Source organism: Oxalobacter vibrioformis (assembly GCF_027118995.1).
GTDB classification, from domain to species: Bacteria; Pseudomonadota; Gammaproteobacteria; order Burkholderiales; family Burkholderiaceae_D; genus Oxalobacter; species Oxalobacter vibrioformis.
Genome location: NZ_CP098242.1, coordinates 1913913 through 1929850, shown reverse-complemented (window position 1 = coordinate 1929850; position 15938 = coordinate 1913913). Strand labels below are relative to the sequence as shown.

Sequence of the window (15938 nt, the reverse complement as noted above, 5' to 3'; positions counted from 1 at the left end):
CCTGAAATAAAAACAACAAACAGAACTGTAATCTTTCAGAAGCGAAACATTCATGACACAGCCTGTAAACGTACCGGAAAACGAGCCGGGAAATACGCAGATTGCTCCCAAGCAGGATGGTGCCATCGCAACAAGAGGGGACGCCGCTCAGGCCTGGCAGGTTCCGGTCGAAACCCTCATTGCCGATGACCCGCTGGTACGCTGCCTCGTTATCCTGACCAAACTGTTTCACAACCCGTTTTCATCACAGACACTGACAGCCGGCCTGCCACTGGACGATGGCCGCCTGACCCCGGAACTTTTCATCCGTGCGGCAAACCGGGCCGGGCTGACCGCCCGTGTGGTCAAACGCGAGTTGATGAAAATCTCCCCGCTGACGCTGCCTTGCGTACTTCTCCTGAAAAACGGCAATGCCTGCGTGGCAACCGCACGGGATGAAGCCAATGTCTGGACCATCATCCAGCCGGAATCCGACGGTGGGGAAACCAAAATATCCAATGCGGAACTGCTGAACTATTTTGACGGCGTTGCCATCTTCTCCAGGCCGACGTTCAAATTTGATACACGCGCCCAGGACAATACCATCCCGAAAAGCCAGCACTGGTTCTGGGGGGTTTTCAAGCAATCAATGCCACTGTACTCCGAAGTGATGGTCGCCTCTTTCCTGATCAACATCTTCGCCCTGGTCACCCCGATCTTTACCATGAACGTGTATGACCGCGTGGTACCCAACAATGCCTTTGACACGCTATGGGTACTGGGTATCGGCATTGTGATTGTCTATGTCTTTGACCTCATCATGAAAACCCTGCGATCGTATTTTCTTGATATCGCAGGCAAGCGGGTCGACGTGATCCTGTCAGCGACCATCTTTGAAAAAATCATGAGCTTGAAGGCCGCTGTCCGCCCCAAGTCCGTCGGCAGCCTGGCAAACAACCTTTCCGAATTCGAGATGTTCAGGGACTTCATCACGTCAGCCACTATCACAACGATGATTGACCTGCCCTTTACCATTCTCTTCCTTGTCGTTATCTTCTGGCTGGGCGGCCCGCTGGTGCTGGTGCCACTGGTTATCATGCCGATTATTGTCCTGATTGCGCTTGCATTGCAGCGCCCGTTGCAGGGCGTCATCCAGAAAAGCTTCCGCCTGGGCACCCAGAAGCACGCCACCCTGATCGAAACCCTGACCGGCATCGACACCTTAAAGGCCGTCGGCGCAGAAGGTGTCGTCCAGCGGAAATGGGAAAACATCATCGGCGAACAAAGCGACCTGTCGTTGCGTTCCAAGCTCCTGACCACCGCCATCGTCAACCAGTCAGGCCTTTTCCAGCAGCTTGCCTATATCGGGGTTGTCATTGTCGGCTGTTTCCTGATTTCTGAGCGTATGCTGACAATGGGTGGCCTGATTGCCAGCTCCATGCTGACCGGGCGCGTCACCGCGCCACTGGCACAGGTAGCGAGCCTGATTACCCGCTACTTCCAGGCACGTTCTGCCGTGCAGGGTGTCGATGACATCATGCAACTACCGATTGAACGCCCGGAAGGCAAAAACTATATTCACCGTCCGACCATCCGCGGAGATATTGAATTCCGTAACGTGACATTCAACTATCCTGAAGCCCAGGTACCGGCACTGATCAATATCTCTTTCCGCATCCGCAGCGGGGAAAAGGTCGGTATCATCGGCCGTATCGGCTCAGGCAAATCCACGATTGAAAAGCTGATCCTTGGCATTTACGAGCCGACAGAAGGTTCCATCTGGGTAGATGGCGTCGACCTGCAGCAGATTGATCCTGCGGATCTGCGGCGCAGCATTGGCTATGTACCTCAGGACGTCATGCTGTTTTTTGGCACGGTAAAAGAAAACATTGTGCTCGGTGCGCCTTACGTGGATGACTCCATGGTGTTAAGAGTGGCCGAAATCGCTGGTGTCACTGAATTTGTCAATCGCCATCCGCAGGGCTTTGACATGCATGTCGGTGAACGGGGAGAAGGCCTGTCCGGCGGCCAGCGCCAGTCTGTTGCCAATGCACGCGCGCTGCTCCTGGACGCACCCATACTCGTTCTGGATGAACCCAGCAACTCGCTTGACAACCGTTCAGAGGAAAATTTCAAGACCCGCCTGGCCCAGCACCTTGGAAACCATACACTCATCCTGGTAACCCACCGTGCATCGCTTCTGACCATGGTTGACCGGCTGATTGTCATGGATGGCGGCCAGATCATTGCGGATGGTCCTAAAGAACAAGTTATGCAGGCTCTGTCCGGAGGAAAACTTCATGTCGCAAAAAACTGAAGAAATCGCTGCCGAAGCGAAAGAAAAAGGCAGGCTCTTCATTGAGCGCCTGAAAAACTGGGTATTGCCGCCCATTGACCGCAATGCGCCTCCTGCCAGCGAAGACATCAAATACATGCCGACCAAGCTGGCGGCGTTCTTTCTCAGCCCGCCACGGGCCACCTTCCTCATTATCCGCTACACGCTGATCCTGCTGGTGCTGGCCGTCATCTGGGCCAGCTTTTCCAAGGTTGATGAAGTGACCAACGGTGAAGGCAAGGTCATCCCGTCCAGCCACGTGCAGGTAATCCAGAACCTGGAAGGCGGTATTGTGTCCGAGATTCCGGTCAAGATCGGTGAGGTAGTGAGAAAAGACCAGATTGTCCTGAAACTCGATGAAAAACGCTTTGCTTCCTCTGCCGGTGAAACCAAGGCAAAAACAGAAGCGCTCCAGGCCAAGATCGCCCGCCTCACAGCCGAAGCCAATGGCGTGGACCAGATTGAGTTTCCTGATGAACTGGCTGAACAGAATCCCCAGATCGTGGCAGATGAAATCGCCCTCTTCAATTCCAGAAAAGAGGAATTTGACGCAACCCAGAATGTGCTGAAAGAACAGGTTGCCCAGCGCAACCAGGAACTGGTTGAAAAACGCTCCAACCTGGGTCACCTGCAAGCCACCTACAACATTTCCAACAAGGAATTGCAGATGTCTCTTCCCCTGCTGAAACAAGGCGTGGTTTCCGAAGTGGAAATCCTCCGCTTAAAGCGTGACGTGACACGCATCCGCAGTGAAATGGATGCCACCCGCCTGGCGATCCCCCGCCTGCAGTCGCAAGCTGCCGAAGCAGCGAACAAGCTGGAAGGCGCGCTGGCCAAATTCCGTTCTGACGCCGCCAATGAGCTGGCACACGCCAAGGCCGAATATGCCGGCAGCAGCGCGACCGGCATGGCCGCTGAAGACAGGCTGGCCCGTACCACGGTCCGTTCACCGGTTGACGGTATCGTCAAGACCATCAAGATCAACACCGTTGGCGGTGTTATCCAACCCGGTATGGATGTTATGGAAATCGTGCCGCTGGAAGACAACCTGCTCATTGAAGCGAAGGTACGTCCCAGCGATGTGGGTTTCCTTCGCCCGGGACAGGACGCCACCGTCAAGGTATCCGCTTACGATTACTCCATTTATGGCGGTCTTGACGGCACCGTGGAAAACATTTCCGCTGACTCCATTACGAATGAAAAGGGTGACAGCTTCTATCTGGTCCAGGTCCGCACCAAGAAAAGCCATCTGGGCACAGATGAAAACCCCCTCACGATCATTCCCGGCATGATGGCCAACGTCAGCATCAAGACCGGCAGCAAATCCATCATGAGCTATCTCATGAAACCGATTCTGAAAACTAAGCAGAACGCGCTGACTGAAAGGTAAAGCCGTCTGACCAAAACAAAAAGGCACGGGTTCAACCGTGCCTTTTTCAATTCACCTGACAGCAAATGTCGTCTAGAAAACGATATCGTTATGCTGCACCAGTTGCTCAAGAATGTGCTGGGTGAAACTGCCCGCATCCACGCCAGTGGTATCAGCGCCTGCCATCACAATGGTGGCAAGAGGCACACATTCTGCCGAAGTTTCTTCGGTACCGATTGTCAGTTTCAGTGTCGTGGTGCCATCACTGTTCTGGGCAACCGTATCAAATTTCAGATAACCGCCACTGGCATTATCACTTTCATAGCCACTGACCAGATCACTGATATTCAGGATATCCGGGGTGCTGCCTTCGCTCATGTCTGGTCCCTGCAACAAACGCATAATTGCCGTATTGTAAACCTTTTGAAAAAAAACAACATTATTCTGTGGTATCACCGGAGCATTCTCCTTCTGCCTGATGGATTCAGGTGAACAGAAAAGGAAAAATAAAACACAAAAAAAGCTGCCTGACCGAAGTCAGGCAGCTTTTCCTTTTTATGCGCTTTTTACAGGAAACGGGACAATCCCATTTCTTCATACGGTACGGATTCTCCCAGGGATTGCTCATAGCGGACAGCTACCGTTTCACCGGGCAGAACCCGGATTTCTCCCGCATGATCTGCTCGGCTCCTGAAATTGCGGGGAAAACCGACAAAAACAACCGGCTGTCTGGGCGCATCTTCTGTCCCCCAGTAACCCCCAAGACCCACCTGTTCATAGGCAACAGCGTCTGCTGTATCATAAATCTCATCATGACCGGCACCGATCCGTTCTGCCTGCATGTTGAATACAGCAGCGGACTGAATCACTCCCTGGGTCTCCGTGGAAAGCTGTGTTGTCATTTTATTTCCCCTTTACACCTTCATATACTGCCTTGCGGCTCGCACCACCTTGTTAACAGGACAGGGCGCCTATATGGAAGCTGCAGGGGAAACCATCTGGCTGGATATGGCCTGTAAGGTGATAAACGGTTACGTCAGCAACGATACCGCACTTTACTCCACCCTCTGGGTCATATCGCGCGGAGAAAACGTCCTGTTGAACGCACTGAAAGACCCGGACTCACTGGCAGAACTGGACAGCATCCCTTTCGGTGAAGCCGAATGTGAAATGCTGATGGCAATCGGTTTTAACGGCGAGGATTTCCATCTGGAAGAAATGGAAGCCATCCATCAGAAATGGCTGGAAGAAATCGTACCGGCCATCGCATTCAGAAATAATGAAAAATACGGGGCATATGACCGTTTTGAAGATGCCATGGCGGATATTCCCAATGTTCTCCCCCACCTGCTCCGGCGAGCAGAACAGGCCGGATTTGACTGGGAAAATTTCATCTGACAAAAGACACGCCATCCGGGCGCGCGACGCACTTGTCGCATATCACCGGTGAGCCGGACAGATTCTGTTATCATCATCTGAAAGGATCAGCCCGGCTAGGTTCAGCCCTCATTAAATTGCTGTCCGCGAATAGCCGGGCTGAATGTTCCCTCTTGATTTCTTCTTTTTATGGACCAGCCCAGCCATGACTTCCCCCCTTTTCAATACCCTCCCCGCCTTTGGCAAACTGGAAAAGCACGCCCAAACCGCCTCATCCTGGCAGATGCGTGACCTTTTTTCTGCAGAAGCCAACCGCTTTGGCACATTTTCCGTCTCGGCAGCAGGGCTTTTCCTGGATTATTCAAAAAATCGCGTAAACAGCGAGACCCTCTCCCTTCTGATGCAGTTGGCCTGCGAATGCCGTGTCGAGGAAAAACGCGAAGCCATGTTTGCCGGAGAAATATTCAACAACACGGAACACCGTGCGGTATTGCACACTGCCCTGCGTGCCCCGCGAAGCGATACCGTCCGCTTTGAGGGACAAAATGTCATGCCCGAGGTGCACGCCGTACTTGACCGGGTGGCCGCTTTTACCCGGCGCATACACAGCGGGGAATGGACAGGCTATACCGGCAAGCGCATGACGGATGTCATCAATATCGGCATCGGCGGATCAGACCTGGGGCCGCACATGGTATGCCAGGCACTGCGCCCCTGGCACCGTGATGATATTCGTGTGCACTTTGTCTCCAATGTGGATGGCCATGACCTGGATGCCGTCCTGAAACAGGTCCGGCCGGAAACCAGTCTCTTTATCGTCGCCTCAAAAACCTTCACCACGCTGGAAACCATGCTGAACGCCAATACGGCACGCAACTGGTTTTTACAAGGCGCAACCGAGGCCGACCTGCCCAGGCACTTTGTCGCCATTTCGACCAATGCCGAGGCAGTCAGCGCCTTCGGCATCCACACCGACAACATGTTCCCCTTCTGGGACTGGGTCGGCGGACGCTACTCCGTCTGGTCGGCCATCGGGCTGTCTGTTGCGCTGGCCATCGGCTATGACCATTTTGCCGAGTTCCTGGCAGGCGCCTATGCCATGGACGTGCACTTCAAAAATGCCGCCCTGGAAAACAACATGCCCGTCATCCTCGCACTCATCGGCATCTGGAACCGCAATTTCCTGGACTATCCTTCCGTTTCCATTGCGCCCTACCTGCAGGATCTGGCCTACTTTCCCTCGTACCTGCAACAGCTGGAAATGGAAAGCAACGGCAAACGCGTAACAAAGGCAGGCATCCCGGTTAGCTGGCACACCAGCCCCGTGGTCTGGGGCAATGTCGGCACCAATGGCCAGCATGCCTACTTCCAGTTGCTGCACCAGGGTACCGATATCACCCCGATTGATTTCATCGCGGCCCTAAGGCCTTCGCATACCCTGCCCCACCACCATGCAGCACTTTTGGCCAATTGCTTTGCCCAGTCTGAAGCCCTCATGCTGGGCAAGACGGCAGACGAGGTGCGCGCTGATCTTCAGGCACAGAACATGGCGGAAGACGAAATTGAATTCCAGATCCCGCACCGCACCTTCCCGGGCAACCGCCCGAGCAATACCCTCCTGATGAATATCCTGCGCCCCGAATCACTGGGCGCACTCGTTGCCCTTTATGAGCACAAAACCTTCGTGCAGGGCGCCATCTGGGACGTCAACCCCTTTGACCAGTGGGGTGTTGAACTGGGCAAGGTACTGGCAAAAACCATCCAGGAAGAACTGGAAGGCAACGCCACCCACCCGCATGACAGTTCGACAGCAGGGTTAATCAGCCTGGCAAGGGCCGCCCTGAATTAGGGGCAGCCCTTCCAGTCCTTTCCATTCGGGAATAAAAAAGGGCACAGATAACTGTGCCCTTGTTGTTTTGACTGGCAAGCCGTCAGGGTTTAGGGGCAGGCTGTGCCGTACCGGACTGGCCGCCTGTCGTTGCCGCCGGTTTGGCAGCGGATGATGCCGCTGCCGGCTGGGTTGTTGCTGCCCGAGCCGTTGCTGCCGGCTTGGTCGCCGGTGTAGCGGCGGGCGCGGCAGCAGGCGTGGTTCCGGTCGCTGCCGGCATTGTTGCGGCTGCAGCAGGCTTGGCTGGCGTTGAAGAAGCCGCTGGCTGGGTGGCAACTGGCTTCGCGGCTTCTGCCGGAGCCGTTGCGGGTGCGGCAGCCTTGGCATCTGCCGGTTTCGCTGCTGGTGCCGTGCCGGATGGCTGTGCTTCTGCCGGTTTGGCGCCATCGGCCGCCGGGGTATCAGCAGGCTTGGCTGCATCTGCCGGTTGTGCGGCTGCGCCTTCAGCAGGCACTTCTTCCGTATTGAAACGCATCACAGCAGGCTCTTTCCAGGTACCGTTCAAGGCATCTTCTTTCGGGATGTAAATACGCATCACCATGTAGAAGTCACCTTCCGGTGCCGGCAGCCAGTTGGCTGAAAGCGTTCCGACAGGCTGTGCCACTGCCGGTTTCCTGGCAGCATCAGCGGCTGGCTTGGCAGCAGTATCGGCAGCAGCCGGTTTTTTCTCTGCAGCACTGTTTACCGCAGGTTTGGCCGTATCAGCCGCTTTCGGTGCGGCAGCGGTCACTTTTCCGGCATCGGCTGGTGCTGGTGAAGCAATCTTGAGAGGCTTGGCCGCATCAGCTGCGGCAGGTGCCGCGCTGGTTGCTTTGGGCGCTGTATCGGTTTTCGCTGCATCAGCCGCTTTTGGTGCCGTCTCTGCAGCCTTTGGCATTGGCTCGCTGCCCGGTGAATCCTTCTGGATGAAGATGGTGACACTGCCATCGGCCGGGTCGGTTACCATGTTGGAAACCATCGTGCTGTCAACGGTGTAGCGTTTGACCGGGTTATCCACCAGCAGCTGGCCTGGCAGCTCATACATGGTCAGTGACCAGAAAGCATTGGCAGGCGGCAGCTTGTCCTTTTCAAAGCGGATGGTGTAATGGTTGGCGCCATTCAACACCTTGAATTCCGAATCCAGCTTGTAGCTGATGGAAAGGATTTCCTGGGGTGATGCTCCATATGGATCAACCATCGCACCATAGGCACGGTTCAGGTAATTATTCTTCAGGTCTGCCCGGGTGCCATGCATGTCGGCGCCCTTGACCAGATCGCCTTTCACCGCCGCATCCAGATCAGCAATAGCGCCATCAATTCCTGACTGAAGGGCTTTTTTCTCATTTTCCCCCATGCCTTCCATAGAGAAGGATTTGCCGGCACCCACACCGATCTTGTCGAAGCGCTTCATGAGTTCAGCTTCATCTACCTGTGCTTTGGCAAACTGCATCACGAAATTCAGGTAAGAGAAAAATTCAGGCGTAATCACTTTTTCATCACTGTACGCAGGGAAATTCACCGGCGCCACCTCGGCAGGTGCTGCGGCACCGCTGAACTGGGAAAGCGGAACCAGTGCAAAGGCATCCTGGATCTTTGCCACAGTAGGCATATCTTCCGGATTCAGCAGTTGGATACGGACAAGGCCATAGGCAAACTGGGTATCCGACTGGATAACACGGTCAATGCCTTCCGGCTTCTCCCCTTTCCAGTCCGGACCGGCAATGAGGAATTTACCCCCCTTGTTGCCACCGATACGCGTACCGACGTAGTCAAAATTATAGGCATACAGATCGGTAAACTGGACCGAGTAGTAACGGCTGTCTTCCACTGCCGGTACCGTCAGCACAAGCGGCTCACGTCTTAAGTCGAGCCACACGCTGCCATACGGGGTATCGTTGCTGGCCGTTTCCTTCACCTGGTCAGCCGGTGTATCCACACGGGCCGCCATGTAAAGTTCATTAAGCGGTTTTTTGTATTCGGGGCTTTGCGTATCAATGGCGGAAGCATACATTTCCTTGTAATTTTTCACCATCGGGTAGCCGTAGATATAGGCCTCCTTGGCAACAGCGGTTACTTCCGCATCAGGGATATCCTTTTTCTGGTCACATGACACCAGTAACAGGGCTGCCGTTAAGCCGATAAGAAATTTGAGTGCTTTCATGGTCTTGACTTTTATCCGGTAAAAAAAAGTTCAACACGATAACCCTGCCAAAAGAGGCGTCACCCCCTCGGGCAAAATCACTCGAAAAACGGGGAAACACCGGTTTCCGCCATTTTTTTATGTGAACAGAAAAAAACTGCCCAAAAAATGCTTGAGACTGCTACAGAATATTACTTATAAACAACAAAAGCAAAGGCTTTTTTTACAAAAAGTGTATTTACCTCATGCTTACAGGCAGATTTTAAGACATTTATCAGCGGTTTCTGCCATATCCGAACCAGAATTGCTACAATTCAGGTGTAGCACATCCCTCATCTTCATACAAAAAAAGCGACGGGTATTGATCGTTTCGACATGGCAGCGCTTTCGCCAGAAAAAAAGCGGTTATGCCTGTCTGAGTTTCTTACCGGATGAAGGATGCTGAATAACGCTGCCTTCCTGGCACGCTGATTTTGCGAAGGGAAATATATGAATCAACTCGAACAGCTCAGGCAATACACCACCGTCGTGGCCGATACCGGCGATTTTCAGTCCATTCGCAGTTATACCCCGCAGGATTCCACGACCAACCCCTCACTGATCGTCAAGGCTGTCCAGAAAGACACCTATCACTCCCTTCTGGAAAAGGCGGTACGCGACAACAGGGAAAAATCCACGGAAGAAATCATTGACCGCCTGCTGGTGGCTTTCGGCTGCGAAATTCTCAATATCGTGCCGGGCCGGGTATCCACCGAAACCGATGCACGCCTGTCCTTTGATACGGCTGGCAGCATCAGTAAAGGACGCGACCTGATTGCCCTTTACGAAGCCGCCGGTGTCTCCCGCGAACGGGTACTGATCAAGATCGCGTCCACCTGGGAAGGCATTGAAGCCGCCAAGGTACTCGAAAAAGAAGGCATCCGATGCAACATGACCCTGCTCTTTTCCCTATCGCAGGCAATAGCCTGTGCCGATGCGGGTGTCCAGCTCATCTCGCCCTTTGTCGGACGGATTTATGACTGGTACAAAAAATCAACCGGCAATGAATACACCGGTGCAGATGATCCGGGTGTACAGTCTGTCAAACGCATCTATAACTACTACCGCAAATTCGATTACAAGACCGAAGTCATGGGAGCGAGCTTTCGCAATACTTCACAGATCACCGAACTGGCAGGCTGCGATCTGTTGACCATCAGCCCGGAATTGCTTCAGAAACTCTCTGAATCGGACGCCCCGGTAGCCCGCAAGCTCTCCCCTGATACCGCCAGCGCCGATCCGGTCGAAAAAATAACAGTCGACGAAAAAACCTTCCGCTTCATGCTCAATGAAGATGCCATGGGAACCGAAAAACTCTCGGAAGGCATCCGGCTATTCTGCGCCGATACCCTGAAGCTGGAGCAGATGATCGCTGAACTCCGCCAAAAATAACGGCAAGACTTTTCCGTTAGGGCGTGTTAACACTAGACCGCCGTTCGCGAAAAGTCGTTTTGTTTCAAAGGGCAAGGCGCATCGGAAAATCTGGATGCAGGCGGTGTCAACCTACGTCAAATTCAGATTTTTCGAGGCAACACCGCCATGTGGGACATAACGGCTTTGCAGCAGGCTGTTTCGTGTTAACACGCCCTAATAACAGGGTCGGACGTTTCCGGCCCTGTCCTGTTATTGAAAGACCGGATGGATACGCCAGGAATAATGGAACCGCTTACTGCCAGGGCATAACGTGAAACCCGTACACGACAATCCCCTGCTCACCGGCCTCACCCATGCTGAAGCAGAAAGCCGCCTGAAAGCAGAAGGCTTTAACGAGCTGCCTTCGGCCAGGCCGCGTCCGCTTTATGCCATCGCCTGGGATGTGGTTACCGAGCCGATGTTTCTTCTGCTCATGACCTGCGGTATCGTTTACCTTTTGATCGGCAGCAGGCAGGACGCCATCATCCTGTTAGTGTCGGTCTGTGTCATTGTCGGCATGAGTTTTTTCCAGGAGCGAAAAAGCGAACGGACACTGGAAGCCTTGAGAGACCTGACCAGCCCCAGGGCGCTGGTCATGCGTGATGGCGAACATCGCCGGATTGCCGGACGCGACGTTGTCCGGGGTGACCTGATCTATCTGACAGAAGGTGACAGGGTGCCGGCAGACGCCTTTGTGGTGGATGCCCAGAACCTGTCTGCCGATGAGTCGCTGTTGACCGGTGAATCCGTGCCGGTCAGAAAACTGGTGCCGATAGCCGGAACCGAACCGGACTCGCCACCAGTACCCGGTGGGGACGATCATCCCTGGCTCTTTTCCGGCACCCTGATCGTACAGGGAAAAGGCTGGGCCCGCGTGGCTGCCATTGGCGAACACACCGCACTCGGGCATATCGGCAAAGCGCTGGCAACAGAAAAGGATGAGCCCAGCCGGGTGCAGGCAGAAACCCGCCAGGCCGTCAGAACCATTGCGATTGGCAGTGCAATCGTCGTCTCTGTCCTCATTGTCTGGTACGGGCTGACACGGAGCGACTGGCTTAACGGCATACTGGCAGGACTGACACTGGCCATGGGCATCATGCCGGCAGAATTTCCCCTGGTCCTTGTTATTTTTCTCGGGCTTGGCGCCTGGCGCATGTCAAAAAGCCATGTGCTTACCCGCCGCATTCCCGCCATTGAAATGCTGGGTGCCGCAACCGTCCTCTGCGTGGACAAAACAGGCACGCTCACGGAAAACCGCATGCTGGTATCCAGGGTCATGGCGGAAAATGAAATCTACCCCTTTGATACGCCTGAAGCCTTCATCCCGGACAACTATCCGGAAGTTTTCCATGAAGTCCTTGAATTTGCCATGCTCTCATCCCAGCGTGATCCCTTCGATCCGATGGAAAAAGCCATCCAGGAAACGGGAAATACCGTCCTGGCAGGAACAGAGCACATCCACGACAGCTGGATGCTGATTGAAGAATATCCCCTCTCACGTGAGCTCCTTGCCATGTCCCGCGTATGGGGCTCGCCCGACCGGCAGCAGTATGTCATTGCCGCCAAGGGCGCGCCGGAAGCCATTATCGACCTGTGCCACCTGGATGATGACACCGCCAGCGCCATCCGCCGTCAGACGGACTATCTGGCGGCCCAGGGCCTGCGCATCCTGGCCGTGGCCAGGGCCCAGTTCCAGATCACCGACCTGCCGTCAGACCAGCATGATTTCATTTTTGAATACCTGGGCCTCGTTGCCCTGGCCGATCCGTTAAGGCCCACCGTACCGTCAGCTGTCAGGGAATGTCTCAATGCCGGTATCCGGGTGGTCATGATTACGGGAGACTATCCCACCACGGCGCGACGGATTGCTGACGATGCCGGGCTGGATGCCGGCGGGCGCATCATCAACTGCACTGAACTGGAAGACATGCCCTCTCATGAGCGGCAGGAAAACATCCGGCATGCCAATGTGTTTTGCCGCGCAACCCCCGAGCAGAAGCTGCTCTTGGTCAATGCCCTCAAAAATAATGGGGAAATCGTCGCCATGACTGGCGATGGCGTCAATGATGCACCCGCGCTGAAAGCGGCCCATATCGGTATCGCCATGGGCGAAAGAGGAACCGATGTCGCCCGCGAATCTTCCGCACTGGTGCTGTTGGACGATGATTTTTCCTCCATCGTGACAGCGGTACGCCTGGGCCGCCGGATTTTTGACAACATCCGCAAAGCCGTTGTCTTTGTTATTGCGGCACATATCCCGATTGCCGGGATGTCACTTTTTCCTGTCATGCTGGGATGGCCGCTCGTGCTCTTGCCCATTCACATCGTCTTTTTCGAGCTCATGATGGACCCGACCTGTTCCATTGTATTTGAAGGAGAAACAGAAGAACCCGATGTCATGAACCGCCCGCCGCGCCCACCGCGTGAGCGGATTTTTGACCGCCGCATACTCTGGCTTGGCGTCAAACAGGGCGTCGCGCTCTTGACCTGGATACTGGGCGTTTACTGGATCGCCATGTCACTCGGATTCACGACGGACGAAGCCCGCGCCCTGACTTTCACCGCCATGATTACCGGGGATATCTGGCTGATTGCCGCCAATCGCTCCTGGGTCAAACCCGTTCACCTGGCCATACTGCAGCCCAACCGGGCACTGTGGTGGGTGTTAGGCCTGACCGTGGGCGTATTGGGAATTGGACTTTTTGTTCCGGCTGTTCGCGAACTCTTCCATTTTGGCAACGTCAGCCTGGCCCAGGTGATCCTGACCGTGGCAGCAACGGCTGCCGTAACGTCGCTTTTATCCTGCCTGCCCTTTTTCCGCTACCGCCGGACATAAGCCCTGCCTAATACACCGCTGCAGCAAGGGGCGACACATTCCACTCTTGCCAAGCCACAGGCCCCGTGCGCTGCGCCACAGGCTCAGCACTCGCTACAACACCAGGCTATCCCTGCCTTTTCAAGGCAGCTTCGCTGCCATGCCGTCTGCGCAGTGGGGGCATCCTCACACCGCAACGCGGTGTCACTTCTTCAGAAATCCGCGATTGCACCGTAGCCGGAACTGTGAGGAGCGACTGGAGCAGGCAGACGGCTGTCTGAGCGCAGCGAGTTCCGGCTGCCGCCCCTGTCGCGACGAGCAGTTTCGGGTACCCCGAAGGGGCAAGGTGCTGCGGTGCCTTTTTTTGGTTACTTCTTTTGTGGCAAGACAAAAAAGTAACCTGCTGTGGGTCAGCCACCCACCTTATGAAGATAAATAGAGAACTAGTTTGATCGTAGACTCAAATACAAGCGAAGGACAAACGCGCCATGCCGTCGCGTAACTACGGCCTCTCCCCTACCACCCGCATATGCGGACTATGCCGCAACATCGAAAACACCGCCTCAAAAACACGGCTGGAATCGGTCAGCAGATCAAAGCTCTCCGGCATTAACAGCCAGCTGTTCAACAGGCCGTTGAAGGCCACATGCAATGTCAGCCCTGCCAGATCAATATCGATATCTTGGGGAAGCTGCTTTTTCTCCCGGGCATTGGTCAAAACCCGCACCAGCGTGCCACGCGCACGGGTCGTCCAGTCCTGGAAGTATTCGAGAAACTCACTGGCACTGTCCGTATATTCACATTTGTGGAAAAGGATCGTCATGACCTTGCGGTAGTGGTCGTTTTCCAGGATTTCCCGCATCAGGAAAATGGACTTTTCCCGCAAACGTCCCAAAGGATCTTCCGTCTTTTCATCGGCAATCTCCTCGATCATGGCCCTGATCGGCAAGCGAACCCGGTCAATCATGGCATTAAAAAGATCCACCTTGTTACGAAAGTGCCAGTAAATCGCACCGCGGGTAACCCCGGCCGCCTCGGCAATATCATTTAATGTGGTATTGGAAACACCCTTTTCATTGAAAACCCGCTCGGCGGCATCCAACAGCCTGTCCCGCGTTTCCTGTGTTTTTTTTCTGGCAGCGCGCGTCATCTTCTCCCTGTCTTCTTTGGGTGCCTTGAGTTCTGGTTACATAAAAAGCAACATACATACATGATTGTATGTTAAATTACCGCACTCATCCATCCCATTTTGTAAAGCCTACTTTCCACTATCGTTTTTCCCTTAATAACACGGTACACTGTCGAAAAAAATCCTTCTGCCAAAATCCATGAGATCATTTTTCCGATTCACGTTTTTCAGCACCCTCGTTTTTTCTCTTTTTCTGCTCTCCGGATGCAAAGACCAGGCCCAACAGGTGCAACAGGCACCTGAAGCGGCTTATATTGTCATCCAGACAGAACAGGTTGCTGTCATCAACGAATTGTCCGGCCGCCTGGAATCCTTCCGGAATTCCGATGTCAGGGCCCGTGTCGCCGGTGTGCTGGAAAAACGGCTCTTTGAAGAAGGCGCCGATGTCAAACAGGGAGAAAAGCTTTTCATCATCGACCCCCGCAGCTATGAGGCTTCCGTACAGAATGCCAGAGCGGCACTGGCACGAGCCGAAGCCAACTTCATGCAGGCAGACCTCAAATACAAGCGGTATATCCCGCTGGTAGAAATCAGCGCGGTGAGCAAGCAGGAATATGACGATGCCCTGGCAGCCCAGAAACAGGCTGCAGCAGATGTCGCTTCCGCAAAAGCCTCGCTGATCAATGCCAAGCTGGATCTGGAATACGCCACGGTTCTTGCCCCCATTTCCGGGCGGATTGGTCGTTCCATTGTTACGGAAGGCGCGCTGGTCGGCCAGGGTGAGGTGACGCTTTTGGCGGTTATCCAGCAGATTGACCCGATTTACCTCAACCTGACCCAATCCAGCGCCGAACTCCTCCAACTGCAGCAGGCCATGCGAAAAGGCGTTCTGAAAGGCGCTTCCGAAGACGGCCTGAAAGTCACCCTGATCATGGAAGACGGTACCCCATACCTCCATCCGGGCAAACTGCTCTTTTCCGATATCACGGTTGACCCGTCCACCGGCGAAATCTCCATCCGGGCGCTTTTCCCGAATCCGGATGGCATCCTGTTGCCCGGCATGTATGTCCGCGGACAGCTTGAGCAGGCAATCAACGAAAATGCCATTACCGTTCCCAAACAGGCAGTGCAGCGTTCCACGGAAGGCTCAACGGTCTTTGTCATTAACAAGGATAATGTGGCTGAAATCCGGCGGGTTCAGACCGGTGCTTCCTACCAGGAAAAATGGGTCGTACTCGACGGCCTGAACGTGGGCGATAAAGTGATCGTTGAAGGGGTGCAGAAAGTTCGTCCAGGCTCCCCTGTCTCACCGGTTGTATGGACAAAGGAAGTCAAACCGGCTCCAGCAACGGATACCACAGCCGAGGCAGAAAAAGCCGCCACCCAACCGGATAATGCCGAAACCGCAAAAACGGCTCCACCTGATCAGGCAACGGCCTCACCGGCCGGGGCGCCAAAGGAATAGGGAGCATCTG

Annotated in this window: 11 protein-coding genes; 7 read left to right on the top strand and 4 right to left on the bottom strand. The window is 54.5% G+C overall.

The genetic code is table 11. The features are described from left to right. Positions 1–52 precede the first annotated feature (52 nt). Positions 53–2296, top strand: coding sequence for a type I secretion system permease/ATPase (locus NB640_RS09515; RefSeq protein WP_269308474.1), 2244 nt, complete (start codon positions 53–55; stop codon positions 2294–2296). Then, the gene (locus NB640_RS09510) at positions 2280–3704 is read left to right on the top strand and encodes an HlyD family type I secretion periplasmic adaptor subunit (protein ID WP_269308473.1); all 1425 of its coding nucleotides are present in this window, start codon (positions 2280–2282) and stop codon (positions 3702–3704) included. Before NB640_RS09515 ends, NB640_RS09510 begins: the two co-directional genes overlap by 17 nt. Before the next feature lie 72 nt (positions 3705–3776). On the opposite strand, the gene NB640_RS09505 is transcribed toward NB640_RS09510, so the two are convergent. Together NB640_RS09505 and NB640_RS09500 are read right to left on the bottom strand one after the other, a co-directional pair. Then, complete coding sequence (locus tag NB640_RS09505; RefSeq protein ID WP_269308472.1) at positions 3777–4061, bottom strand: type I secretion C-terminal target domain-containing protein; 285 nt, start codon at positions 4059–4061, stop codon at positions 3777–3779. Between the two features lie 188 nt (positions 4062–4249). Further along, a complete protein-coding gene (locus tag NB640_RS09500) occupies positions 4250–4585 on the bottom strand; it encodes a hypothetical protein (protein ID WP_269308471.1) in 336 nt (111 codons plus the stop codon). A gap of 73 nt (positions 4586–4658) precedes the next feature. Between NB640_RS09500 and NB640_RS09495 the strand changes: the two genes are divergently transcribed. Both NB640_RS09495 and pgi read left to right on the top strand, forming a co-directional pair. Continuing rightward, complete coding sequence (locus NB640_RS09495) at positions 4659–5081, top strand: DUF4240 domain-containing protein (RefSeq protein ID WP_269308470.1); 423 nt, start codon at positions 4659–4661, stop codon at positions 5079–5081. A gap of 184 nt (positions 5082–5265) precedes the next feature. Further along, complete coding sequence (gene pgi / locus NB640_RS09490) at positions 5266–6909, top strand: glucose-6-phosphate isomerase (RefSeq protein WP_269308469.1); 1644 nt, start codon at positions 5266–5268, stop codon at positions 6907–6909. 82 nt (positions 6910–6991) lie between these two features. Here the strand turns inward: pgi and NB640_RS09485 are convergent, their stop codons facing one another. Then, positions 6992–9088, bottom strand: a complete 2097-nt coding sequence (locus NB640_RS09485; RefSeq protein WP_269308468.1) for a DUF1254 domain-containing protein — start codon at positions 9086–9088, stop codon at positions 6992–6994. 468 nt (positions 9089–9556) lie between these two features. Between NB640_RS09485 and tal the strand changes: the two genes are divergently transcribed. Continuing rightward, positions 9557–10498 carry a transaldolase gene (tal, locus tag NB640_RS09480; RefSeq protein ID WP_269308467.1) on the top strand — a complete coding sequence of 314 codons (942 nt, stop codon included), beginning with the start codon at positions 9557–9559 and terminating at the stop codon, positions 10496–10498. A gap of 292 nt (positions 10499–10790) precedes the next feature. Next, on the top strand, positions 10791–13355 hold the full coding sequence (locus NB640_RS09475; protein WP_269308466.1) for a cation-translocating P-type ATPase: 2565 nt from the start codon (positions 10791–10793) through the stop codon (positions 13353–13355). Between the two features lie 481 nt (positions 13356–13836). On the opposite strand, the gene NB640_RS09470 is transcribed toward NB640_RS09475, so the two are convergent. Then, positions 13837–14484, bottom strand: coding sequence for a TetR family transcriptional regulator (locus tag NB640_RS09470; RefSeq protein WP_269308465.1), 648 nt, complete (start codon positions 14482–14484; stop codon positions 13837–13839). A gap of 178 nt (positions 14485–14662) precedes the next feature. Between NB640_RS09470 and NB640_RS09465 the strand changes: the two genes are divergently transcribed. Next, on the top strand, positions 14663–15928 hold the full coding sequence (locus tag NB640_RS09465) for an efflux RND transporter periplasmic adaptor subunit (RefSeq protein WP_269308464.1): 1266 nt from the start codon (positions 14663–14665) through the stop codon (positions 15926–15928). Positions 15929–15938 lie beyond the last annotated feature (10 nt).